The sequence below is a fragment of the Rhizobium sp. WYCCWR 11152 genome, assembly GCF_013087615.1.
GTDB classification, from domain to species: Bacteria; Pseudomonadota; Alphaproteobacteria; order Rhizobiales; family Rhizobiaceae; genus Rhizobium; species Rhizobium indicum.
The window spans coordinates 152,169-174,140 of the sequence record NZ_JABFCP010000027.1; the positions used below are offsets into that span (position 1 = coordinate 152,169).

Below are 21,972 nucleotides of genomic sequence, written 5' to 3' on the forward strand. Positions count from 1 at the left end.
CCTGATCAAACAGTCGGCGGAAGCGCAACGCGGCTCGAGAAGCAGCGGTGGCACCATTCATGTCACCGTGACAAAGTCGCCGTTCACAATTGACTTGCCGCGCCCTATGCATGGGCGAACCCGCAAGCAGAAAGATTCCCGAATGGCCAGCATTGAAATGATTGTCGCAGCCCGCGCCCGTCTGCGCGGTCATGCAAGGCGCACGCCGCTTCTCTCCTCCCCTTTCCTCGATGAGATTGCCGGCCGGCGCCTGTTCGTGAAGGCGGAATGCCTGCAGCATTCCGGCTCGTTCAAGTTTCGCGGCGGATGGTCGGCCGTCTCCGGCCTCGATCCGGCGGTGCGCTCGAAGGGCGTCATCGCCTTCTCCTCCGGCAACCACGCCCAGGGCGTTGCGCTTGCGGCCAAGCTGCACAATATCCCCTCCGTCATCATCATGCCGAGCGATGCGCCGAAGCTGAAGATTGCCAACACCCGTGCCTTCGGTGCCGAGGTGGTGCTCTACGACCGCGTCAACGAGGATCGCGACGAGATCGGCGCGAGGCTTTCGGCCGAGCGCGGCCTGACGCTGATCAAGCCCTTCGACGAACCGCTTGTCATCGCCGGTCAGGGCACGACCGGTCTCGAAATCTCCGAGCAGGCGGAAGAGGAAGGCGTGACGTCAGCCGAGGTCCTCGTTCCCTGCGGCGGCGGCGGATTGACCTCTGGCATTGCGCTCGCCCTCGAAGCCAGCGCCCCCGGCTTTCGCGTCCGCCCCTGCGAGCCCAAGGATTTCGATGACACCACCCGTTCGCTCGCCTCCGGCAAGATCGAACGCAACGCGGCGGTGTCAGGCTCGATCTGCGATGCGATCGTCACGCCGCAACCTGGCAATATCACTTTCCCGATCCTCAAGCGCCTCGCCGGCGCCGGCATCGTCGTCACCGACGAGGAGGCGTTGCGCGCCATGGCGCTCGCCTTCACACGGCTGAAGATCGTCGTCGAGCCCGGCGGCGCCGTGGCGCTCGCCGCCGCCCTCTTCCATGGCGATGCCCTGGAAAGCGACACGGTCATAGTGGTCACCTCCGGCGGCAATGTCGATTCCGATATCTTCGCCATGGCTTTGGAACGTTTCGGCTGAACATCGTGTAAGTGAACGCCGTCGACCATCCGCAGCAGCAGCCGCGGATGGTTTCTATCTTTTATAATTACGCGACCTTGTAGCGTTTCGCCGGCGCGGTGCGTGAGAGGTTCGGCATCAATGCCTGACGCGCCTGCTCGTAAGCGGCAAGCAGGCCTGCATCCTCAAGCGAGGGGATCGTTGCAAATTCGCCCTGCTCAAGACCTGCGAGCGATGCATCGACCATATTTTCTGCCGACATCACGATCTCATTCGGCAAATGTTCGACCGGCGTGCCGGCGATGTCCCAGAATTCCGTGGCGGTGGCGCCGGGCAGCACCGCCTGCACGCGGATGTTCTTCTCCGCCAGTTCGTGCTTCAGCGACTGGCTGAAGGCGAGCACGAAGGCTTTCGTACCGCCGTAAACGCCGTTCAGCAGCTCCGGCGCGATCGCGACGATGGACGCAATATTGATGATCGTGCCGCCGCCGCGTGCGACGAACCCCGGCACGGCGGCATAGGTCAGCCGCGTCAGCGCCGTGACGTTGAGCTCGATCATCTCCTGCATCTTTTCGACATCGGCGGAAAGCAGCGGCGCCGTTCCACCGACACCGGCATTGTTGACCAGAAGCGTGATGCTCCGGTCATCCTTCAACACCCCTTCGATGCGGCCGAGATCGGCCCGGTTGCCGAGATCGGCAACGACAGTCTCGACCGTCCGGCCGGTCTCGTCGGTCAGCCGGCTTGCCAGCGCCTTCAGCCGCTCGCCGTTGCGGGCAACGAGGATGAGATTGTAACCCTGCTTTGCCAGCCTGTGGGCATAAATTGCGCCGATACCCGACGATGCGCCGGTCACCAGCGCCGTACCCTTATGGTCCTGTGTCATGATCCGTCTCCTTGCATGCGCCGGCACGATGCCTTGCGCTTGAGAAGATCTTACGCCCGATTGCGAACGTCCTGAATGTCATATATACCACCTTTCAGGACATACCTTTCTCAGGACGCGATGATCATGCAGCAAATCGGCTTTCTGCTTTATCCCGGCTTTCAGATCATGAGCCTGGCGGCCGTCTCCGCCTTCGAATTCGCCAATCTCGAACTCGAGGAAAAGGTTTACGAGATCCGCTACCTCTCCGAAAATGGTGGGCCGGTTGCCAACTCGCTTGGCATGATGATGGAGACGGAGGCCTTCGGCGCCCCGACCCTCGACACCCTGATCGTGGCGGGGGCGCCCGATATCAGGCTGCCGAATGCCGCAGAAGCCGACTTCATTCGCGCCGCCCTGCCCGCCACACGTCGCCTGGCGTCGATCTGCACCGGCGCCTTCTTTCTTGCCGAAGCCGGCATCCTCGACGGCCGCCGCGCGACGACGCACTGGTATGTCTCTCGCGAGCTGCAAAGCCGCTATCCCAAGATAAAGATGGAAGAGGACCGGATCTTCATCATCGACGGTTCCATCTGGACCTCGGCAGGCATGACGGCCGGTCTCGACCTGGCTTTGGCGATGGTCGAGAAGGATCATGGTTTCGAGGTGGCGCGCGCCGTTTCCCGCAAGCTCGTCGTCTATCATCGCCGCGCCGGCGGCCAATCGCAGTTTTCCGCGCTCCTGGAACTGGAGCCCAAATCGGACCGCATCCAGAAGGCGCTCGCCCACGCCCGCAGCAATCTGAAATCGGCGCTGTCAGTGGAGGAGTTGGCGGAAGCCGCCCATCTCAGCCCCCGCCAGTTCAGCCGCGCCTTCCGCGCGGAAACCGGACAATCGCCGGCGAAGGCCGTCGAGAACCTGAGGCTGGAAGCGGCCCGGCTGATGATGGAGCAGGGCCGCCACCCGATCGATGTCGTTGCCCGCGAAACCGGCTTTGCCGATCGCGAGCGCATGCGCCGCGCCTTCCTTCGCGCTTTCGGTCAGCCGCCGCAGGCAATTCGACGCGCCGCCCTGCAGGAACTGCAGATGTGATGCACCCGGCCTACTGCATAATTCCTTAAATCGGAATCGATTTAAGGATAAAATTATGCAGCAATTCAAAGTGCTACAGCGTCCTTTGCGCGTCTGAAAAGACGCGCGGCGCTGTAGGCGACAGGATGCATCCTGTTCTCGTTAACCCCCCTGAAGCGCCCGGCGGATTGCGATTTCGACCGGTGAATAGGCACCGTCCTCCCGTTCGAGCCGAAGAGGTTCGAAAGGTGCAAGGCCGGGCTGCGCCATGAAGCGCGGCTGCTTGCCGCGATGCATCTGCGCCGCATGGATGAGGAACGGATGGCACAGATAGACCGTGCCCGCCCGTCCCGTCGCCCACTCCAGCGGCCGCTCTTCCCCGACATGCTCCAGCCAGAGATGGGCCATTCCTCTCTCGCCGGCCGGCTCGAGAAGGCGTGCGATATCCTTGTGCGAACCGACGCGGATACGGGTCGGCGCATCCTCTTGCCCCACATCCGAAAACAGGAAGAGCATCAGCAGCGCCCGCCCGTGCGAGGTGATGTTCACCCGCCAGGCGGAAAAGTCCCGCTGCTCGTTCGGATCGGAACCCTCGTCGGGAAAGCTGAGGTCGACATGCCAGCCGGCATCACCGGGATCATCGGGATGGGGGAAGCGCACGGGAAAACTGCCAAGCCCATCGCGCGGCTCCCAGCGACCGGTGCCGACGAGCTTGTCGAAGGCCGAATGCAATACCGGCGTGTTGACGGCTTTCTCGAACGGCCCGCCGCCATAACCGGCAAGCCGCACGACGGGCTGCGTCCACGTGCTTGGATCATCCGCAGCGAAGGGAATATCGCGCCACATGATGGCACGGGCTTCCTCGGCCAATGCGCGGGGAAAAGCGTCGTCGATCCTGACGAAACCGTCCTCGATGAATTGCTCGATCTGCGCAGCACTCAGTGCCGCCGGATAAACATCTGATGTCATGAAATATCTCTCTATCGCCAAACCTGCCGGCTCTTTCCTTGGCCAGATGCAGGGTGGTTACATCCACGGCAACGCGCCAACCACGAAGGCTGGTCAGCGGCCGCATCTTCTAATGCCCGAAGGCAGAGCCTTAGAGGCTCAAGAAGAAGACCGAAGCGATATTGAGGGTGAACGTCTTCATAGCGGTTCGAGGCTACAGGCTTGCGCCCGAGGGGTCAATGCGGAGATGTCAAGCCGACACCTCGCGCAGCGCGCCCTGCACGGACTGAAGCACGAGCTCGGCAAGCCGGGCCGCAGCCGGTTGCGGTTCGGCTTCCGCCCGATGCAGGACCAGACCGAGCTTGGGCAAATCCGGCAAGCCGATGGTCTCCGGCGCGAGCGGCCGGACCTTCGCCGGCAGGCCGATCGGCGTGCGGATGGTGAGACCGAGGCCTGCCGCCGTCGCGGCCCAGAGACCGCCGAGACTGGGACTGACGAAGGCGAGCCGCCAGGAGATACCCGCCTCATCCAGCGCCTTGGTCGCGGCGCTGCGTAACAGACACGGCGCCTCCAGCGAAGCGAGCGGCATCGGCTCACCGCTTGCGGCTTGCCAGGCCGGCGGCCCCTCGGAAGGTCCGATCCAGCGCATCGGCACTTCGCCGATCCGCTCGCAATGCGCCGTCAGCGTGCCGTCACTCCAGGCAAGCGCGAGATCGAGTTTGCCCGATGTGACGCGCTCGAGCAGTTCGGCATTGCGCACCACCCGCGCTTCGATCCGGACCTTCGGATGAGCGCGCGCGAAGCGGCCGAGCACATCAGGCAGCAGGGTCTCGCCGAAATCCTCCTGCAGGCCGAGCCGCACCCAGCCTTCCAGCTCGACGCTGTTGACGGCAGCAGCCGCCTCGTCGTTGAGTTCCAGCAGCCGCCTGGCATAACCGAGCATCGTCTCGCCGGCATCGGTCAGCGCCAGTCCGCGCCCCGCCTTACGGAAGATCGGCGTGCCCGCCTGCTCCTCCAACTTCTTCAGCTGCGCACTCACTGCCGAGGTCGAACGCCCAAGCCGCTCGGCCGCCTTGGCGAAGTTGCCGAGTTCCATGCCGGTCGAAAAGGTTCGAAGCACATCGAGATCGAAGGTCATCCGTCGCATCGCATTAATCCCGTTTTTAAGGACCATTATTCCATAAAATTCTGATTTTCAGCATCATCGTGCCGTGCGATGGTTCTGCTGTCAAGGCCGACGGACGGCCTAAACCATGGAGATCCCGATGCCCTTCGTTCGCATTTCCCTTCGCAAAGGCAAGTCGCCGGACTACCTCATGGCACTGGCCGACAACATCCAGCGCGCCCTGGTCGAGACCTTCGACGTGCCCGAAAACGACCGTTTCCAGGCCATCCATCAGCATGACCAGAACGAGCTGATCTTCGATCGCAGCTATCTCGCCGGCCCGCGCTCGGACAACTTCGTCTACATCTCGATCACGATCGGCAGGCCTCGCACCGGCGAGATGAAGGCAGCGCTCTATCGGCGCCTCGCCGATCTCCTGGCGCAATCGCCGGGCCTCCGGCCGGAGGACGTAATGATCGTCATCAGCACCAGCACACCAGAAGACTGGTCCTTCGGTAATGGCATTGCCCAGATGACCGACCCAGACTGGCGGCTCCGTGTGCCTGGAGCCCGGCAATGAGCGCTTCGAACCCGAAGACCATGACTGTTAGACGCCCTGGCAAGGCGATCCGCTCGCCGGAGGGCGTCGCAACGTCGCCTTTCTGGGTCGAGATGCTGCTCGAAGGCAGCGCCGACGGCGAAAACACCGCAATGCGCGCCACGCTCGATCCCGGAACGATCACCCGCTGGCACACACATCCCAGGGGCCAACTGCTCTATGTGCTTTCGGGCCATGGGTTGGCGCAGAGCGAGGGCGGCCCGATCGAAACATTGCGTGCCGGCGATGCCGTCTGGTTTGCACCCGGCGAGCGCCACTGGCATGGCGCGGCCGATGACAGCCCCCTCAGTTATATCAGCCTCCAGCCGGCGGAAAACGGCAGCGTCGTCGAATGGCTGCGACCGGTGGAGGCACAATCATGATCGCCATGCAGTACAGCTTCACCCTGCCCGCCGATTACGACATGTCGATCATCGACCGCCGCATCCGCGACAAGGGACCGCTGCTCGACGGCTTTCCCAATCTCGGCTTCAAAGCCTATCTCAGCGCCCGCAAGGGGGAGTTCCGCAGCCGCGACAATCTCTATGCGCCCTTCTATCTCTGGCAGAAGCCGGAAGGGGCAAGCGACTTCCTCTGCGGTCCGGGCTTCGAGACGCTGACCGGTGCCTTCGGCTGGCCGCGGGTGAGGACTTGGATCGTCTGGCGGTCGGAAGTCTCATCCGACATCGCCGCGGCAAGGTTCGCAACACGCGATATCCAGCAGACGCAGCCCTACGCGCCGCTCGCCGATATTCGCCGCGCCGAAAGCGCGGCGGCCGAAGCAGACCTGGCGACAGGCGGCGCACTCGCCTCCGTCTCCGGCTTCGAACCGACAAGCTGGACGCGGGTACGCTTCAGGCTTTGGCGGGAGCTTCCCGAGATCGGTGAGCAAACGCAAGCCTATCGCGTCGGTCATCTATCCCTGCCTCGACCCTGAACTCAGACGGTTGCCCGGCGATAGAAGGCCAGCGAGCCGGCGAGCGCCAGCAGCGCGCCACCACAGGCCCGCTCCAGCCACATGGCGCCCGAGGTTTTCAGGAAACGCACCGCCTGCGAACCGAAAAAGGCGTAGCCGAACATGATGAGGAAATCGAGCGCGGCAAAGACAAGGGCGAGCAGCATATATTGCGTCGCCTGCGGCATGGTAGGATCGATGAACTGCGGCAGGAAGGCCGAGAAGAACAGGTAGCCCTTCGGATTGGTCGCCGCGACCATAAAACTCTTCAGTCCGATCGAGAAGGGCGATGTCGCGCCCGCAGGCGCTCCGGACTTCAACGCCGCATCGATCGTGCCCTTCGAACGCAGCAGCATGATGCCCAGAAAAGCGAGATAGGCGGCACCCGCCCATTTCAGCATCGAAAACCAGAATTCCGATGCGGCGAGCAGTGCACCGAGCCCGATCGCGACGGCGCCGATCAGCACGAAATCGGACAGCACCGCGCCGATCATGCCGGCAACTGCCCGGCGCAGGCCATGCCGAGAGCCGTTGGTCAGCGCAAGCAGCACGGTCGGTCCGGGTGTCGCGATGCCAACGAAGGAAACAGCTGCAAAAGCCAGAAGCGTGACGATATCCATAGTGCTCCTCCGAACCCAGAATATCGAAACTTGCATGCGCCGCCGCCTTTGGCAATGCCGGCCCATGAACGAAAAAGCCCGCCGCCGTTTCAGGCAGCGGGCTCTAGAATCCATGCAATTGGATCAGACACCGCTCTGGCCGTCGGAGCCGATATAGGCGATGCGGATCATGTTGGTGGCGCCGGGCGTGCCGAGCGGCACACCGGCCGAGATGATGATGCGGTCGCCCGGCTTGCCGAAGCCTTCGTCGGCGACGATGCGGCAGGCGCGGTTGACCATGTCGTCGAGATCGGTCGCGTCATGGGTGACGACGCAATGCAGGCCCCAGACGACGGCAAGGCGGCGCGCCGTCTTGATGATCGGCGACAGCGCCAGGATCGGCACCTGCGGACGCTCGCGCGAAGCGCGAAGGCCTGTGGTGCCCGACGAGGTATAACAGACGATCGCCGACAGCTTCAGCGTTTCGGCAATCTGACGGGCGGCCAGCGAGATCGCATCGGCACCGGTCGCTTCCGGCTGGGCACGCTGGGCATAGATGATGCCGGGATAATGCGGCTCGCGCTCGATGGCGGTGGCAATCGACGCCATCGTCGTCACAGCTTCGACGGGATAGTCGCCCGAGGCCGATTCGGCCGAGAGCATGACGGCATCCGCACCTTCGAAGACGGCGGTCGCGACGTCGGAAACTTCGGCGCGTGTCGGCACCGGCGCGGAGATCATCGATTCCAGCATCTGCGTGGCAACGACCACCGGCTTGCCCGAACGGCGGCAGGCGCGGATCAGCTGCTTCTGGATGCCGGGAACCGATTCGAGCGGCATTTCGACGCCGAGATCGCCGCGGGCGACCATCAATGCGTCTGACAGTTCGATAATTTCCTCGATGCGCTCGAGAGCCTGCGGCTTTTCGATCTTCGACATCAGGCCGACGCGGCCGCGGGCGATCTTGCGCACTTCGGCAAGGTCGTCGGGACGCTGGACGAAGGAAAGCGCCACCCAGTCGACATCGTCGGTGGCAAGCACTGCATCGAGATCGGCACGGTCCTTGTCCGTCAGCGCGCCGACGCCGAGCAGCGTGTCGGGAAGGCTGACGCCCTTGCGGTCGGAGATGCGCGTGCCCGAAATAACAGTCGTGACGATGCTCTTGCCGTCGCATTTTTCTGCGCGCAGGGCGAGCTTGCCGTCATCGATCAGCAGACGGTGGCCGGGCTGTACCGACTCCAGGATCTCGGGGTGCGGCAAATAGACGCGGTTCTGGTCGCCGAGGGCTTCGTTGTTGTCGAGCGTGAAGGTCTGGCCGGGCTTCAGATCCACCTTGCCGTCGACGAACTTGCCGACACGCAGTTTCGGTCCCTGCAGGTCGGCGAGAATGCCGATCGGCCGGCCGGAGCGCGCCTCGACCGAGCGGATGCGCTGGATGAGCATACGCATCATGTCGTGGCTCGCATGGCTCATGTTGATGCGGAAGACATCGGCACCAGCCTGGTGCAGCTTCTCGATCATCGATTCCTCGGAGGAGGCTGGCCCGAGGGTGGCGAGGATTTTAACTTTGCGATTACGCTTCATCAATTCTGGCTTTCTTGCGTCCCTGGGGTGTCGGAGAGCTGAACCATCCAGCTACCCTGGCGGCCCGTATCATATTCCTTGAATCCCATCTTCTGGTAACCGCGGGCATAACAATCCTGCACACCCGAGATCTTGAATTCATTTTCCGCCACGCACATCTGCACGTCACCCGTCCATCGTCCTCCCCGGGCGGCGTCCTCTGCGTAGAGGTAATAATAACGCGACTGCAATTCTCCCTCGATCAGCGTGGCGCAGGTCGTTGCCGGCACCTGCCACCAGCCCTCCGTCACCCAGCCATCCTTGGCCCGGTATCCGATCGCAACGCCGACGAGATTCTGTGTTCCGTTGCAGACGCGAAAATCGGCGCGTGCGGCATCTGCGATGAAAAACGGCATGGCGGCTGCAAGAGCGAACAGAGCGAGACGGACCAGCGGTCCGGACCGCGTGAGGAAACTTGGCGCGGCTTGGATCAACACGGCTCCCAAATAGCTCCACGGTTATTCGTATCCGTGTCTTCTTGCGCCGCCGTCAAGCGAAAGTCAACGCAATGCTAATCGATTATATTTCCTTTCATAACCACCGTCGAGGGTCCGACTCAACCTCTCCCCACCCTGCCGCGCTTGAACCTGCCGCAGGTGCATGCGATCACTGCGCCCGACGGCGCAATGACAAACGGCAATTCCCTGATGGACGACTTCCAATCCTTCGAAATCCTATCCGGCAAACATGACAAAGGCATGGTGATCCTCGCAGATCACGCGATGAACCGCCTTCCCGCGCGATATGGCCGGCTCGGACTGCCCGAGGCGGCCTTCGCCCGCCACATCGCCTATGACATCGGCATCGAGGGCCTGACGCGACAGCTTTCGGCGAAACTCGGCGTTCCTGCCGTGCTCGGCGGCTTTTCGCGTCTGCTGATCGATCCGAATCGCGGCGAAGACGATCCGACGCTGATCATGAAGATCTCCGACGGCGCCGTCATATCAGGCAATCATCCGATCACACCGCAGGAATGGGACTACCGCATCGAAACCTTCCACCGCCCCTATCACGACGCTGTCGCCGCAACGATCGACAGCGTGGCGAATGCCACCGGTAGGGCGCCGCTGGTGCTGTCGCTGCACTCCTTCACGCCGGCCTGGAAAGGCATTCCCCGTCCGTGGCACGCCGCCGTGCTTTGGGATAGCGACCATCGCGCCGTCGGCCCGCTGCTCGACATGCTGCGCGCCGACCCCGATCTCGCCGTTGGCGACAACGAACCCTATGACGGCGCACTGAAGGGCGATACCATGTACCGCCATTGCATGATCACAGGCATTCCGCATGCGCTGCTCGAGGTGCGGCAGGACCTGATCGGAGACGAGACCGGCATATCAGCATGGGCCGAACGCCTGGCGCCGATCTTTGCGGCGATGAATGCCGATCCCGCCTTGCACGGATACGACGTCCACCTGTCACGCACCGGCCCCTATTGAAAGAAAGGAAGCAAGATGACCGCGCTCAGCAAGGAACAACAGACCGAATTCGAAGCTGCCGCCTTCCGCCGCCTCGTCGCACATCTTCGTGAGCGCAGCGACGTTCAGAACATCGATCTGATGAATCTGGCCGGCTTCTGCCGCAACTGCCTGTCGAACTGGTATCGCGAAGCCGCCGAGGCCGAAGGTGTCCCGGTGACCAGGGACGAATCGCGCGAAATGGTCTATGGCATGTCCTATGAGGACTGGAAGAATCTTCACCAGAACGAGGCGTCGCCTGTGCAAAAGGCTGCTTTTGAACTGAACAATCCACACAAATAGCGTGGCTGGCCGCGAACAGGCTTGACCGTGACGCCGCTTCGCGGCAGTCACTGGCATCCAAAATTGATCACCGAAAAACCAGGAGAACACGATGTCTGATGCTCATGGCGTCGCCCGCGATCAGCTTCGCGCTTTCATCGAGCGCATTGAACGGCTGGAAGAAGAAAAGAAGACCATCGCCGACGACATCAAGGACGTCTATGGCGAAGCCAAGGGAATGGGCTTCGATACCAAGATCCTGAAGAAGGTCGTGGCGCTGCGCAAGAAGGACGAGCAGGAACGCATGGAAGAGGAAGCAATCCTCGACACCTACCTGCTCGCGCTCGGCATGATCGAGTCGCCGCCGGAGGCCTGATCCGCCCACATCGCCGATATCGACAAGCCGCCGGGCCTTTCGGCGGCTTTTCTTTTGCGCGCAAGGCGGAACGGCCATCTCGCTCCATCGAAACAGCAAAAAGAAAAACCGCCGGATCGCTCCGGCGGTTTCGACATTCCGTAATCGGCAGGCTCAGTTCGTGTTGAACTTGCGCACTTCCATGAAATTCACAGCCGTGCCGCTGAAGCGGGCCGGGTCGACCGAAGCGGTCTTGACGTTGAAGCCCTCGGCATAGACGGCGGTCGGCTGGGCGCGCATCGTCTGGCTGACGAACCGCGGCGCCTTGACCTGCTTGGAGGCCATTTCCAGGCGGGCATTGGTGAGCGCCCACTGCGAGATCATCTTTTCCGTCAGCTTCGGCTCAGTGCGCACCGTCGTGCGGCTGGCATCCGCTGCCGCGGCTTCCTTATGGGTCGGGCGACCACCCTTGGCGGGAAGCCCCTGCGCCACGGCGCTTTCGACAGCCGGTTCGTCGAAGCCGTCGCCAAAGCTAGCCGTTTTGGTCATCGGCGCCAACGCCGCGAGTTCGAGCGGTGGCTTTGCGGCAGCCGCCTTTTGCGTCATCGCGGCGTTGATGGCCTGCTCGACCGTCTGCGGCGCCGCCCTGGACGCGATCTGCCTTTCCGCATCCTCGTTCCGCTGCTGGTCGAGCGCATCGGCGACCGCAGGAGAGAGCGCGTCCTGGTCGGCTTCGTCGGCGTCTGCCTCCGGATCGGCATCGGCCGCTGCAAGAAGGTTCTCGGCAACGGAAGGGCGTTCGATCGGCGTCGGAACCGGCAGCGCATTCGCGCCCGTCAGCACGGGATCGGTCGACGCAACCTCGGCGTCGCCAGGCGCGCGGCGCTGACCGAGAAGCGAGGGAACCGGAATGCTGTAGGCGCTGAGATCGGCGAACTGCTGCGGCTGGGCCTGATCGGCCGGAAGGGCCGCCGCAAGAGCCTGCTGTGCGGCATTACCCGAAGGCGGCGCGACGAGTGCATTCGCCACTTCGCTGGCCGCCGGCTGGTTGCTGAATGCGGGGCGAACCTGCGGCACCGGCGCGTTCAGATCGGCGACTTCGGTCTGCTGCGGCTCAGCAGGAGCAGGCTCGGCCTTAGGCGGCGTCGCCTTGGCGACGGCGACAGGCGTGGAATCATCCGACTCGTCTTCCTGCTCGTCCGCTCCGCCGCCAAAGAGCGCGGCAAACAGCGTCTTGTGCTTCGGCGCCGCCGATTCGGAAGCGCTGGCGATCTGAATCTGCGGGCCGCTGGCGCGGCGCTTGTAGTCGGCCATCGCCTGCTGGTAGCCCGGCAGCGGCTTGCCGTCGGCCGGAATATGGATGGTGTTGCCGTTGGGGAAAAGCCTGACGAGTTCGTCGCGGCTCATGCGCGGCCAGGCGCGAACGCCGCCGACATCCATATGCACGAAGGGCGAGCCCGATTTCGGATAGAAGCCGACGCCGCCGACCTGCATCTTCATGCCGATGCCGCGCAACGTCGCGAGTTTGACGTCGGGAATGAAGAAGTCCATCGCCTTGCCGAGCATATGCTGGCTCTTTTCGGCGACGCCGGATTTGCGCGAGCGGCCGCGCAGCATCTCGTTGGTCCCCGGCGAGCGGAAGCCGCAGACGACGTTGATGTAATCCCTCGAACCGCTCTGGCGATAGACTTCCCAGATCAGGTCGAACAGGCGCGGGTCCATCTTCGTCGGCTGGTTCTTGCGCCAATCGCGCAGGAAGCGGTTCAGCTGCTCCAGACCCTTGGGGTCGAACTTGCCGTTACGCTTGTAGGTGATGACGGCTTTTTCGCCGGTATGAATGAAATAGAGCTTGAGGCTGCGGGTGTCGCCCGCTGCCTGCGAAGGCGTACCAACGAATACCGGTGAGGAAACCGCGAGCGCAAGAAGGGCGGCCGCTACCGTCCTTATTGCCTTTCCGCAAATGTCGGCGCACAACAAACGCCAGCTCAAGCGCGAAGGCTTGGAATTCCCATTCAGATTCGGCAACTCGATCCCCGTCAGACAGACAATGTCCCGTACTGTCTCAGATGACTGTCAAATGCGGTCACACGATGGCAAAAATGCCACACATGATCAACCTTTTCTTTACATAGTGAACGCGCCACTAACAAGTGGTTTATGACTAGTAACAAAACGTGGTTGCCTTAATCTTAAGGAAAAGCGCTTAAGCCGCATCTTTCTGGGGATTGTCAGGGTCTATGCCGTAGTCCTTGAGCTTGCGATAAAGTGTGGATCGGCCGATGCCAAGTTTGCGCGCTACTTGACTCATCTGCCCGCGATAGAATTTGAGCGCGAATCGGATGAGTTCCTCCTCGACATCGGCAAGCTTGCGCACGTCTCCGGCAGGATTGACGCTGGCGATCGCGTTTTCCGAGGCCTCGGACAGGCGGTGGTGCACCTCTCCCGACATCGACGCCCTGAAGTCCTCGCCATAGCCATTGTCAGGATCGAGGCCGGTATTGTCGGCAACTAGTGCCAGGTGATCCACCACGTCATATTCCGGAAGCTGGGCGGCGATCTGCGGGAAATCAGCCTCGGTCAACTCAGGTCCTTCGGCCAGAACGACCGCGCGGAAGATCGCGTTTTCGAGCTGGCGGATATTACCCGGCCAGTCATAGGCGGTCAGCAAAGCCAGCGTGCCGGCATTCACCGTCATGCGGCGGCCGTTCTTCTGCTCGCTGGAGAAGCGGTCGGCAAAGACGCGCACCAGATGCGGAATGTCTTCCTTGCGTTTGCGCAGCGCCGGAATGGTGATCGGGAAGACGTTGAGGCGATAGTAGAGATCCTCGCGGAAATGGCCGTTCTTGACCTCCTCGATCAGATCCTTGTTGGTCGCCGAGATCAGCCGGACATTGACCTTGTGCGCGGTGCGGGCACCGACGGTCTCGATCTCGCCCTGCTGCACGGCACGCAGAAGCTTCACCTGCACCTCGAGCGGCAGATCGCCGATCTCGTCGAGGAAGATGGTGCCGCCATCGGCTTCCATGAATTTGCCGATATGACGCTCGGTCGCGCCGGTAAACGCGCCCTTCTCGTGACCGAAGAGAATGCTTTCGACCAGATTATGCGGGATCGCCCCGCAATTGACCGTGACGAAGGGCTTGTTCGAGCGGTCGCCGCCGGACTGGATGGCGCGCGCCACCAGTTCCTTGCCGACGCCGGATTCGCCTTCGAGCACGACCGGAATGTTGGACTGAGCCGCCCGCTGGGCGAGATCGATGACACGGAGCATCGCCGGGCTTGCCGAGACGATATCGTCGAAGCCAACCGAGCCTGAGCGCGACCGGCGTCCGGCCCGTGCCTTCACCTCGCGCTGGTCGAGCTTCATTGCATTCGAGATCGAAGTGGCGATGCGTTCAGGCGAGACCGGCTTGACGACAAAATCGAAGGCGCCGGCGCGCATCGCCTGCACCACCGTCTCGATGCCGCCCTGCCCCGTCTGCACGATGACGGGGATCTGCGTGCCGAATTCATGAAGCGCATCGAGGAATTCGAGGCCTGTCATCTCCGGCATCATCAAGTCGAGCACGATGACGTTGAAAAGGCCGCTGTCGCGTTTGACCATTTCCAGGCCGATGCGGCCATTTTCCGCCTGGTGCACGACATGGCCGTGACGCTCGATTGCGTTCTTGAGCAGGCGGCGCTGCACGGGGTCGTCCTCGACCACGAGGATTTGCCCTGCTCCCTTGAGCTCATTGTAACCGGTCATTGTCGCCTCACTTCATGCGAAACCATAAAGCGCACTCTGACAGCAAGGCTTGAACATCCAGTTTTGAGAAATAATTGCATTTTAACGATTGTAACGGGTCGTTTTCGTGCCGAAGCGAGGCCTTTCATACGCCGAAAACCCCTTGATGCCGGGCGTTAGCACGCTTACAGCGCCGCGCGTCTTTTCAGACGCGCAAAGGAAGCTGTAACACTTTCAATCGACGCATCGTGCTTTCCGAAAATCGATTCCGATTTTCGGGCCGATGCGGTAGACAAGCTGACCTGTTACGGCAGACCTGTTATAAAAGTGGAGAGGAATTGCGCTCATGAAAAACAAGCTCCCGCACGCCGGCCTTCTTCTATCGGCGGCAGCGCCAGCTGGGGCCGCCGATGCGGCGCTCGGCGATCTGCCGGTCTGGAAGCTGCAGGATCTTTATCCCTCCGCCACATCCACCGCCTTCGTCGCCGACATGGAAAAGGCCGGCAAGGCCGCGATCGCCTTTGAAGAAAAGTGGAAGGGCACACTCACTGAGGCGGCGACGAAGACCGGCGCTGACGGCATCGGCGCGGCGCTGAAGGAATATGAGGCGCTGGATGACATCATCGGCCGTCTCGGCTCCTTTGCCGGCCTCACCTATTTCTCCGACACCACTAACCCGGCAAACGGCAAGCTCTACGGCGACGTACAGGCCAAGATCACCGAATTTTCCGGCCATCTCCTATTCTTCGCGCTGGAACTGAACCGCATCGACGACGCGGTGATCGACGCCTGCATGGCGAATGATCCTGCCGCCGGACATTATCGCCCATGGCTGCTCGACCTCAGGAAGGACAAGCCCTACCAGCTCGACGACAGGCTGGAACAGCTCTTCCTCGAGAAGTCGATGACCTCGGCCGCCGCCTTTAACCGCCTCTTCGACGAAACCATGGCGGAACTTCGCTACGACATCGATGGCGAGAAAGTGCCGCTCGAAGTGGCGTTGAACAAGCTGCAGGAAAAGGATCCGGAAGTACGCCGCAAGGCAGCTATGGCGCTCGCCGAAACCTTCAAGGCGAATATCCGCACCTTTACGCTGATTACCAACACGCTTGCCAAGGACAAGGAGATCGCCGACCGCTGGCGCGGCTTCGAGGACATCGCAGACAGCCGACACCTGGCAAATCGCGTCGAGCGCGAGGTCGTCGATGCGCTGGCCGCAGCCGTCCGCGAAGCCTATCCCCGCCTTTCGCATCGCTATTACAAGATGAAGGCGAAATGGCTCGGCATGGAGCAGATGAATTTCTGGGACCGCAACGCGCCTCTTCCGGAAACCTCCAGTGCCATCATCTCCTGGCCGGAGGCGAAGGACACGGTGCTTTCGGCTTATGGCAATTTTGCCCCCGAGATGGCTGATATCGCCAGGCGGTTCTTCGACGAACAGTGGATCGATGCTCCGGTTCGTGCCGGCAAGGCGCCCGGCGCCTTCGCCCATCCGACGGTTCCTTCCGCCCATCCCTATGTGCTCGTCAATTATATGGGCAAGCCGCGCGATGTGATGACCCTTGCCCATGAACTCGGGCACGGCGTGCATCAGGTTCTCGCCGGTGCGCAAGGGGCGCTGATGTGCCAGACGCCGCTGACGCTTGCCGAAACCGCTTCCGTGTTCGGCGAGATGCTGACCTTTCGCGCGCTGCTGCAAAAGACCACCGATACGCGCGAGCGCAAGGCGATGCTTGCCCAGAAGGTCGAGGACATGATCAACACGGTCGTGCGCCAGATCGCCTTCTACGAATTCGAGCGCAAGCTGCACACCGCCCGCAAGGCTGGCGAACTCACAGCCGACGACATCGGCGAACTCTGGCTCTCCGTCCAGTCGGAAAGCCTTGGGCCGGCGATCAACATTTCTGAAGGTTACGAGACTTATTGGGCCTATATCCCCCACTTCATCCACTCGCCCTTCTATGTCTACGCCTATGCCTTCGGCGATTGCCTGGTGAATTCGCTCTATGCCGTCTACCAGAAGGCCGAGACGGGCTTTCAGGAGAAGTATTTCGAACTGCTGAGGGCCGGCGGCACCAAGCATCACTCGGAACTGCTGAGGCCTTTCGGCCTCGACGCCACCAATCCGTCGTTCTGGAGCCAGGGCCTGTCGATGATCGAAGGGCTGATCGACGAACTGGAAGCGTTGGATAGGTCGGCCTGACCAGCCTCGTCCCTACGCCAAACCTCTTCCCGCAAGCGGGGAGAGGCGTCGGCAGGCGGACGAAGGATCGCGCTCCAAGAAAAGACGCCCGATGGCCGAAACCCAACCCACTATTCTCTTCCGCGACGACACGACGGGACAGGTGATGCTTTTTGCCGAGCCGGCAGAGATCATCGTTGCCAGGACGCGCGCCGAGTTTTTTGCAGGCCTTGCCCGGATGCAGCAGGCAAAGGCCGCAGGCAAATGGCTTGCCGGCTACATGGCCTATGAGGCCGGATACCTCTTCGAGGAAAAACTTGCTCCCTTCGCCGGGGAACATCGCGAGACCCCGCTCATCTGTTTCGGCGTGTTCGACGCTCCGCAGGCTGATACGCATCCGCTTGCCCAGCCACAACAGCGCCTCGAAAACGAGGAATTCCTCACCGCTCCGAAAGCCGCCTGGGATTTCCCTATATATAAAGTGCGCTTCGACCGTCTCCACCAGCACCTGCGGCTCGGCGACGCCTATCAGGCGAACCTCACCATGCCGGTCGAGGCTCGCTGGAACGGCGATCCTCGGGCCGCCTTCTGGTCGCTGATCGAACGCCAGCCGGTCAAATACGGCGCGCTAGTCGATCTCGGCGGCCCGATCATCCTTTCGCGTTCGCCCGAACTTTTCTTCCGCACCGATGAAGAGGGCTGGATCGAGACCCATCCGATGAAGGGCACGGCGAAACGCGGCACGACTGCCGCCGAGGATGCCGAAATCATCGAGGCCATGCGCCGCGATATCAAGACGCAAGCGGAAAACCGCATGATCGTCGATCTCCTGCGCAACGATATCTCCCGCATCACCGAGGTCGGCACGCTCGACGTCCCGAAGCTCTTCGACATCGAGACCTATCCGACCGTCCACCAGATGGTGAGCCATGTCCAGGCAAGGCTCCGCCCCGACCTTTCGATCCGCGATATCTTCTCCGCGCTCTTCCCCTGCGGTTCGATCACCGGCGCGCCGAAGATGCGGGCAATGGAAATCCTCCATGCGCTCGAGGATGTCCCGCGCGACGCCTATTGCGGGGCGATCGGCATGATCTCGCCCACCGGCGCCATGCGTTTTTCCGTCGCCATCCGCACGATCACGCTTTTTGAGGGCGGCAGGGCCGTCTTCAATGTCGGCGGCGGCATCGTCTTCGATTCGACCGCCGAGGCCGAATACGAGGAATGCCTGCTCAAGGCCCGCTTCGCTGTCGGCGACCAATGGATTGCGCGATGATCGATTTTTCGCTGATCGAGACGCTGCTCTGGCAACCCGGCGAGGGCTTCATCCGGCTGCGGCTGCATCTCGCCCGGCTTTCCCGCTCCGCCCGTCGCCTTGGTTTCCCCCCACCGATCGAGGCCGCGGCCAAGCTCGACGAAGCCGTTGCGGGTGCTGCCGGTCCGCTGCGCATCCGCCTGACCTTCGACGCGCAGGGCCATATCGAAGTGACGAGCGCCGCTTTCGTGCCCCTGGCGCCCGATGCCATCTGGACCATCCGCCTCGCCGAGACCCGCCTGGATTCCGCCGACAGGCTGCTGCGCGTCAAGACCACGCGCCGTGCCGTCTACGAGGCCGCGCGGGCCGAATATCGGCCTGATGAGGCCGATGAGGTCATGCTTTTGAACGAGTGCGGCGAAGTCTGCGAGGGCACCATCACCTCGATCTTCCTGGACGACGGAACCGGCATCCTGCGCACCCCGCCGATCTCCTGCGGCCTGCTCGCCGGCGTGCTGCGCACCGAGCTCATCTGCCGGCGGCAGGCCCGCGTCGGCCGTATCTCGCTTGCCGATCTCGATGCCGGCACGCTTTATATCGGCAATTCGCTGCGCGGCCTGATCCGCGCAAACCTCGTCAGGAGCTGACCATGTTCATTCTCTCGCTCACCTATGTGAAACCCAACGATGAAGCCGACAGGCACATGGAGCCGCACATGGCCTGGGTGAAGGAGGGTTATGCAAAGGGCTGGTTCCTCGCCTCAGGCCGCAAGGTGCCGCGCACCGGCGGCGTCATCCTCGCAATCGGCGATCGCACCGCAATCGAGGCCTATGTCGCCGCCGATCCCTTCACCATCCATGGCGTTGCCGAATATGACATCACCGAGTTTGCCGTAACGACTGCGGTCGACGGACTGGAAATCCTGAAGGGCTGAATTTGCAGGAGCCGATCATGGATGATCTCGCAGCCCATCTGAAGGAGCTCGAAGAAAAACTCTTCGACCCGTCCGTTCGCGCCTCGCGGGAGATGCTGACTACGCTGCTCTCGCGCGATTTCCGTGAAATCGGCAGTTCCGGACGGCTCTATACCTTCGACGTCATTGTGCCCAGTCTTTTGGCCGAGCAACGAACGGGAACGTCCCGCGGCGAGCATTTCGAAACCCAAAGACTTGCGGAGCACATCGCGCTCGCGACCTACCGCGCCATTTACACAGACACCGACGGAAGCGAAAGGCGGACGCTGCGCAGTTCCATCTGGCGGCTGGAAGAGGAGGGGCACTGGCGCATGCTCTTCCATCAGGGCACCGTCATCGGTTAAGCCAATCCATGCGGTCTGCCGATCCCCAAGACGGTTTCGCCGGCCCCTATCGCCACTCGATATTTGGTCTTTCCCTGTCAACGCTCTTTATTGTGACGTCGTTTTATGGTTAGAGCCGGTCACCTCGCACTCTCTGCGGCAATTTCATAACAATTCTTCGGGCTGAACGCCTTCGTCGCCTTCCACAGGAGAAAAGAATGACGGAACAGAATTATCCGGTATATGCCGAAATTACCGGTCCGATCGTAATGATCGGCTTTGGCTCCATCGGCCGCGGCACCCTGCCCCTGATCGAGCGCCATTTCAAATTCGACAAGAGCCGGATGGTCGTCATCGACCCTCGTGAAGAGCCCTCCGACATGGAGATCCTGAAGAAGCACGGCGTTCGCCATATCAAGGAACATGTCACCAAGGACAATTACAAGGAACTGCTGAAGCCGCTGCTGACGGAGGGCGAAGGTCAGGGCTTCTGCGTCAACCTCTCGGTCGACACCTCCTCGCTCGACATCATCAAGCTCTGCCGCAAACTCGACGTTCCCTATATCGACACCGTCGTCGAGCCCTGGCTCGGCTTCTATTTCGACAAGGGCATGAGCAATGCCGACCGCACCAACTATGCGCTGCGCGAAACCATGCGCAAGGAAAAGGCGAAGAACCCGGGCGGCGCCACCGCCGTCTCCACCTGCGGCGCCAATCCGGGCATGGTCTCCTGGTTCGTCAAGCAGGCGCTCGTCAACCTCGCCAACGACATCGGCCTCAAGTTCGAGGAGCCGGACCAGCACGATCGCGAAGGCTGGGCAAAGCTGATGAAGAAGGTCGGCGTCAAGGGCATTCACATCGCCGAGCGCGACACCCAGCGCACCAAGCATCCGAAGCCGCTCAACGTCTTCTGGAACACATGGTCCGTCGAAGGCTTCATCTCTGAAGGCCTGCAGCCGGCTGAACTCGGCTGGGGCACGCATGAAGAGTGGATGCCGAAAAACGCCAAGAAGCACAAGAAGGGCAACAAGGCGGCGATCTACCTGGAGCAGCCGGGCGCCAACAGCCGCGTGCGCACCTGGTGCCCGACGCCCGGCCCGCAATATGGCTTCCTCGTCACCCACAACGAGTCGATCTCGATCGCCGACTTTTTCACGGTCCGCGACAAGGACGGCGAAGTGACCTTCCGCCCGACCTGCCACTATGCCTACCATCCGGCCAACGACGCCGTTCTCTCGCTGCATGAGATGTTCGGCAATGGCGGCACGCCGCAGCCGGTCCATCACGTTCTCGACGAGGACGAGCTGGAGGACGGCATCGACGAACTCGGCGTCCTGCTCTACGGCCATGAGAAGAATGCCTACTGGTATGGCTCGCGCCTGTCACTGGAAGAAACCCGCCGCATCGCGCCCTACCAGAACGCCACCGGCCTGCAGGTGACCTCCGCCGTCCTCGCCGGCATGGTCTGGGCGCTGGAAAACCCGAATGCCGGCATCGTCGAAGCCGACGAGATCGATTACAAGCGCTGCCTCGAAGTGCAGATGCCCTATCTCGGCCCGGTCGAAGGCCACTACACCGACTGGACCCCGCTCGACGGTCGTCCGGGCCTCTTCCCGGAGGATATCGACACCAAGGATCCGTGGCAGTTCAGGAACATTCTCGTTCGCTGAGGACGCCTGCACGGCTTTGACAATGCCCGCCGCAAGGCGGGCATTTTTGTAACGCCGGCTGTATAATTGCCGCCCGCCACCCCTCCAAGGCTTGCCTTCGTGCCGGGCGCGCGCCATGTTTTGCCCGAACTTGGCGGCTGTCCGCCGCGCCGATTCGCCGGGAGAAGCCTTATGAAAATCAGAACTGGTCTTGTTCTTGTCGGTGCAGCGGCCGCTCTTGCCGCCTGCGTTTCATCAGAGCCGCGTCGCTTGCCGGTTGCAACCGCGCCCGCCGCCACCGGCGTCGAAGGCAACTGGAGCGATCCGAACGGCATCGTTTCCACCTTCCAGGGCGGTAGTTTCACCACCCGCACGACCGACAGCAACCAGCTTCTTGCCTCGGGCACCTATATCAATACCTCACCGACCCTGGTGGAGATCAACATGACCTCGCTGGTGCGCAAGACCCAGTCAAAGGTCAATTGCGCCCTCGTCAACCCGAGCCAGCTCAATTGCACCTCCGATTCCGGCGCGCAGTTCACGCTTTCCCGCCGCGGCTGAAAGATGAGGCGATAGGCTAGGCACACCATGCGGGCCTTCGCCTCTTATCTCATCCTGCTGCTCGCATTGCCGCTTGCGGCGCTTGCGGTCGTTTCACCGGCCAACGAATATCGTGCCCAGGGCATCGCCGCTCCCGATTGCGACGGGCCGCTGCAGGTGCTGATCTTCGCCGTGCCGGCAGTCCTGATCTATGGTGCAGGCGCGCTCCTCGCCTATCGGGCCGGCCGGCGCTTTCATCGCCTCGTTTCCCTTCTCTGCTTGATCGTCGCGCTCGCCATAGTCCCGAATATTGCGGAGGCCGTGCACGAACTCTATCGAAACACCGCCGACGGCGAATGCCGGGGATAGGAACCC

The 21,972-nt window shown here is 62.1% G+C and carries 24 protein-coding genes; 16 read left to right on the forward strand and 8 right to left on the reverse strand.

Features of this window, described 5'->3' with window-relative positions; translation table 11 throughout:
* Window positions 1-142: 142 nt before the first annotated feature.
* The gene (locus G9X67_RS33015; RefSeq protein ID WP_138390536.1) at window positions 143-1,117 is read left to right on the forward strand and encodes a threonine/serine dehydratase; all 975 of its coding nucleotides are present in this window, start codon (window positions 143-145) and stop codon (window positions 1,115-1,117) included.
* A 67-nt stretch (window positions 1,118-1,184) separates the two neighbouring features.
* Here the strand turns inward: G9X67_RS33015 and G9X67_RS33020 are convergent, their stop codons facing one another.
* Window positions 1,185-1,982: an SDR family oxidoreductase gene (locus tag G9X67_RS33020; protein WP_171600635.1), complete on the reverse strand. Its 798-nt coding sequence runs from the start codon at window positions 1,980-1,982 to the stop codon at window positions 1,185-1,187.
* Window positions 1,983-2,108: 126 nt separating this feature from the next.
* Between G9X67_RS33020 and G9X67_RS33025 the strand changes: the two genes are divergently transcribed.
* On the forward strand, window positions 2,109-3,053 hold the full coding sequence (locus tag G9X67_RS33025) for a GlxA family transcriptional regulator (RefSeq protein ID WP_171600636.1): 945 nt from the start codon (window positions 2,109-2,111) through the stop codon (window positions 3,051-3,053).
* Between the two features lie 141 nt (window positions 3,054-3,194).
* Here G9X67_RS33025 and G9X67_RS33030 read toward each other — a convergent pair whose 3' ends face one another.
* A complete protein-coding gene (locus G9X67_RS33030; RefSeq protein ID WP_171600637.1) occupies window positions 3,195-4,001 on the reverse strand; it encodes a phytanoyl-CoA dioxygenase family protein in 807 nt (268 codons plus the stop codon).
* Window positions 4,002-4,230: 229 nt separating this feature from the next.
* Entirely contained in the window at window positions 4,231-5,127 is an 897-nt protein-coding gene (locus G9X67_RS33035; RefSeq protein WP_171600638.1) for a LysR substrate-binding domain-containing protein, read from the reverse strand.
* 118 nt (window positions 5,128-5,245) lie between these two features.
* On the opposite strand from G9X67_RS33035, the gene G9X67_RS33040 reads away from it, so the two are divergent.
* From G9X67_RS33040 to G9X67_RS33050, 3 genes are read left to right on the forward strand one after another with little or no spacing between them, the layout of a single operon-like run.
* Entirely contained in the window at window positions 5,246-5,665 is a 420-nt protein-coding gene (locus G9X67_RS33040; protein ID WP_171600639.1) for a tautomerase family protein, read from the forward strand.
* Window positions 5,662-6,066, forward strand: coding sequence for a cupin domain-containing protein (locus G9X67_RS33045; RefSeq protein ID WP_171600640.1), 405 nt, complete (start codon window positions 5,662-5,664; stop codon window positions 6,064-6,066). Before G9X67_RS33040 ends, G9X67_RS33045 begins: the two co-directional genes overlap by 4 nt.
* A complete protein-coding gene (locus G9X67_RS33050; protein ID WP_171600641.1) occupies window positions 6,063-6,620 on the forward strand; it encodes a DUF4865 family protein in 558 nt (185 codons plus the stop codon). The genes G9X67_RS33045 and G9X67_RS33050 overlap by 4 nt, the downstream gene beginning before the upstream one ends.
* A gap of 2 nt (window positions 6,621-6,622) precedes the next feature.
* Here G9X67_RS33050 and G9X67_RS33055 read toward each other — a convergent pair whose 3' ends face one another.
* From G9X67_RS33055 to G9X67_RS33065, 3 genes are all read right to left on the reverse strand, one after another.
* Window positions 6,623-7,258, reverse strand: a complete 636-nt coding sequence (locus G9X67_RS33055; protein WP_011653474.1) for a LysE family translocator — start codon at window positions 7,256-7,258, stop codon at window positions 6,623-6,625.
* A gap of 123 nt (window positions 7,259-7,381) precedes the next feature.
* Window positions 7,382-8,821 (reverse strand): pyruvate kinase, encoded by a 1,440-nt coding sequence (gene pyk, locus G9X67_RS33060; protein WP_003542849.1) that lies wholly within the window; start codon window positions 8,819-8,821, stop codon window positions 7,382-7,384.
* The gene (locus G9X67_RS33065; protein WP_011653476.1) at window positions 8,821-9,306 is read right to left on the reverse strand and encodes a DUF1036 domain-containing protein; all 486 of its coding nucleotides are present in this window, start codon (window positions 9,304-9,306) and stop codon (window positions 8,821-8,823) included. The genes pyk and G9X67_RS33065 overlap by 1 nt, the downstream gene beginning before the upstream one ends.
* Window positions 9,307-9,507: 201 nt before the next feature.
* Here G9X67_RS33065 and G9X67_RS33070 point away from each other — a divergent pair, with 201 nt between their 5' ends.
* From G9X67_RS33070 to G9X67_RS33080, 3 genes are all read left to right on the forward strand, one after another.
* Window positions 9,508-10,296, forward strand: a complete 789-nt coding sequence (locus G9X67_RS33070; RefSeq protein ID WP_171600720.1) for an N-formylglutamate amidohydrolase — start codon at window positions 9,508-9,510, stop codon at window positions 10,294-10,296.
* Window positions 10,297-10,311: 15 nt separating this feature from the next.
* On the forward strand, window positions 10,312-10,617 hold the full coding sequence (locus tag G9X67_RS33075; protein ID WP_003542852.1) for a DUF1244 domain-containing protein: 306 nt from the start codon (window positions 10,312-10,314) through the stop codon (window positions 10,615-10,617).
* A gap of 91 nt (window positions 10,618-10,708) precedes the next feature.
* Entirely contained in the window at window positions 10,709-10,972 is a 264-nt protein-coding gene (locus G9X67_RS33080; RefSeq protein WP_062941535.1) for a DUF2312 domain-containing protein, read from the forward strand.
* Window positions 10,973-11,125: 153 nt separating this feature from the next.
* On the opposite strand, the gene G9X67_RS33085 is transcribed toward G9X67_RS33080, so the two are convergent.
* On the reverse strand, window positions 11,126-12,976 hold the full coding sequence (locus G9X67_RS33085) for a DUF882 domain-containing protein (protein WP_171600642.1): 1,851 nt from the start codon (window positions 12,974-12,976) through the stop codon (window positions 11,126-11,128).
* Window positions 12,977-13,154: 178 nt separating this feature from the next.
* Window positions 13,155-14,699 carry a sigma-54 dependent transcriptional regulator gene (locus G9X67_RS33090; RefSeq protein WP_041936462.1) on the reverse strand — a complete coding sequence of 515 codons (1,545 nt, stop codon included), beginning with the start codon at window positions 14,697-14,699 and terminating at the stop codon, window positions 13,155-13,157.
* A gap of 325 nt (window positions 14,700-15,024) precedes the next feature.
* On the opposite strand from G9X67_RS33090, the gene G9X67_RS33095 reads away from it, so the two are divergent.
* From G9X67_RS33095 to G9X67_RS33130, 8 genes are all read left to right on the forward strand, one after another.
* Window positions 15,025-16,881: a M3 family oligoendopeptidase gene (locus G9X67_RS33095; RefSeq protein WP_171600643.1), complete on the forward strand. Its 1,857-nt coding sequence runs from the start codon at window positions 15,025-15,027 to the stop codon at window positions 16,879-16,881.
* 91 nt (window positions 16,882-16,972) lie between these two features.
* A complete protein-coding gene (locus G9X67_RS33100; protein ID WP_171600644.1) occupies window positions 16,973-18,133 on the forward strand; it encodes an aminodeoxychorismate synthase component I in 1,161 nt (386 codons plus the stop codon).
* A complete protein-coding gene (locus tag G9X67_RS33105) occupies window positions 18,130-18,759 on the forward strand; it encodes an aminotransferase class IV family protein (RefSeq protein WP_171600645.1) in 630 nt (209 codons plus the stop codon). The genes G9X67_RS33100 and G9X67_RS33105 overlap by 4 nt, the downstream gene beginning before the upstream one ends.
* Before the next feature lie 2 nt (window positions 18,760-18,761).
* Window positions 18,762-19,046 (forward strand): YciI family protein, encoded by a 285-nt coding sequence (locus G9X67_RS33110; protein WP_171600646.1) that lies wholly within the window; start codon window positions 18,762-18,764, stop codon window positions 19,044-19,046.
* 17 nt (window positions 19,047-19,063) lie between these two features.
* Window positions 19,064-19,429: a DUF4440 domain-containing protein gene (locus G9X67_RS33115; protein ID WP_171600647.1), complete on the forward strand. Its 366-nt coding sequence runs from the start codon at window positions 19,064-19,066 to the stop codon at window positions 19,427-19,429.
* A gap of 197 nt (window positions 19,430-19,626) precedes the next feature.
* Window positions 19,627-21,078 carry a homospermidine synthase gene (locus G9X67_RS33120; protein ID WP_138390549.1) on the forward strand — a complete coding sequence of 484 codons (1,452 nt, stop codon included), beginning with the start codon at window positions 19,627-19,629 and terminating at the stop codon, window positions 21,076-21,078.
* 171 nt (window positions 21,079-21,249) lie between these two features.
* On the forward strand, window positions 21,250-21,618 hold the full coding sequence (gene omp10, locus G9X67_RS33125; protein ID WP_012758937.1) for an outer membrane lipoprotein Omp10: 369 nt from the start codon (window positions 21,250-21,252) through the stop codon (window positions 21,616-21,618).
* 27 nt (window positions 21,619-21,645) lie between these two features.
* A complete protein-coding gene (locus tag G9X67_RS33130; RefSeq protein WP_138333369.1) occupies window positions 21,646-21,966 on the forward strand; it encodes a hypothetical protein in 321 nt (106 codons plus the stop codon).
* Window positions 21,967-21,972: the final 6 nt, after the last annotated feature.

Coding starts and splice junctions, on each gene's coding strand:
- G9X67_RS33015 (WP_138390536.1), top strand. CDS start 143: ATGGCCAGCATTGAAATGATTGTCGCAGCCCGCGCCCGTCTGCGCGGT.
- G9X67_RS33020 (WP_171600635.1), bottom strand. CDS start 1,982: ATGACACAGGACCATAAGGGTACGGCGCTGGTGACCGGCGCATCGTCG.
- G9X67_RS33025 (WP_171600636.1), top strand. CDS start 2,109: ATGCAGCAAATCGGCTTTCTGCTTTATCCCGGCTTTCAGATCATGAGC.
- G9X67_RS33030 (WP_171600637.1), bottom strand. CDS start 4,001: ATGACATCAGATGTTTATCCGGCGGCACTGAGTGCTGCGCAGATCGAG.
- G9X67_RS33035 (WP_171600638.1), bottom strand. CDS start 5,127: ATGCGACGGATGACCTTCGATCTCGATGTGCTTCGAACCTTTTCGACC.
- G9X67_RS33040 (WP_171600639.1), top strand. CDS start 5,246: ATGCCCTTCGTTCGCATTTCCCTTCGCAAAGGCAAGTCGCCGGACTAC.
- G9X67_RS33045 (WP_171600640.1), top strand. CDS start 5,662: ATGAGCGCTTCGAACCCGAAGACCATGACTGTTAGACGCCCTGGCAAG.
- G9X67_RS33050 (WP_171600641.1), top strand. CDS start 6,063: ATGATCGCCATGCAGTACAGCTTCACCCTGCCCGCCGATTACGACATG.
- G9X67_RS33055 (WP_011653474.1), bottom strand. CDS start 7,258: ATGGATATCGTCACGCTTCTGGCTTTTGCAGCTGTTTCCTTCGTTGGC.
- pyk (WP_003542849.1), bottom strand. CDS start 8,821: ATGAAGCGTAATCGCAAAGTTAAAATCCTCGCCACCCTCGGGCCAGCC.
- G9X67_RS33070 (WP_171600720.1), top strand. CDS start 9,508: ATGGACGACTTCCAATCCTTCGAAATCCTATCCGGCAAACATGACAAA.
- G9X67_RS33075 (WP_003542852.1), top strand. CDS start 10,312: ATGACCGCGCTCAGCAAGGAACAACAGACCGAATTCGAAGCTGCCGCC.
- G9X67_RS33080 (WP_062941535.1), top strand. CDS start 10,709: ATGTCTGATGCTCATGGCGTCGCCCGCGATCAGCTTCGCGCTTTCATC.
- G9X67_RS33090 (WP_041936462.1), bottom strand. CDS start 14,699: ATGACCGGTTACAATGAGCTCAAGGGAGCAGGGCAAATCCTCGTGGTC.
- G9X67_RS33095 (WP_171600643.1), top strand. CDS start 15,025: ATGAAAAACAAGCTCCCGCACGCCGGCCTTCTTCTATCGGCGGCAGCG.
- G9X67_RS33100 (WP_171600644.1), top strand. CDS start 16,973: ATGGCCGAAACCCAACCCACTATTCTCTTCCGCGACGACACGACGGGA.
- G9X67_RS33105 (WP_171600645.1), top strand. CDS start 18,130: ATGATCGATTTTTCGCTGATCGAGACGCTGCTCTGGCAACCCGGCGAG.
- G9X67_RS33110 (WP_171600646.1), top strand. CDS start 18,762: ATGTTCATTCTCTCGCTCACCTATGTGAAACCCAACGATGAAGCCGAC.
- G9X67_RS33115 (WP_171600647.1), top strand. CDS start 19,064: ATGGATGATCTCGCAGCCCATCTGAAGGAGCTCGAAGAAAAACTCTTC.
- G9X67_RS33120 (WP_138390549.1), top strand. CDS start 19,627: ATGACGGAACAGAATTATCCGGTATATGCCGAAATTACCGGTCCGATC.
- omp10 (WP_012758937.1), top strand. CDS start 21,250: ATGAAAATCAGAACTGGTCTTGTTCTTGTCGGTGCAGCGGCCGCTCTT.
- G9X67_RS33130 (WP_138333369.1), top strand. CDS start 21,646: ATGCGGGCCTTCGCCTCTTATCTCATCCTGCTGCTCGCATTGCCGCTT.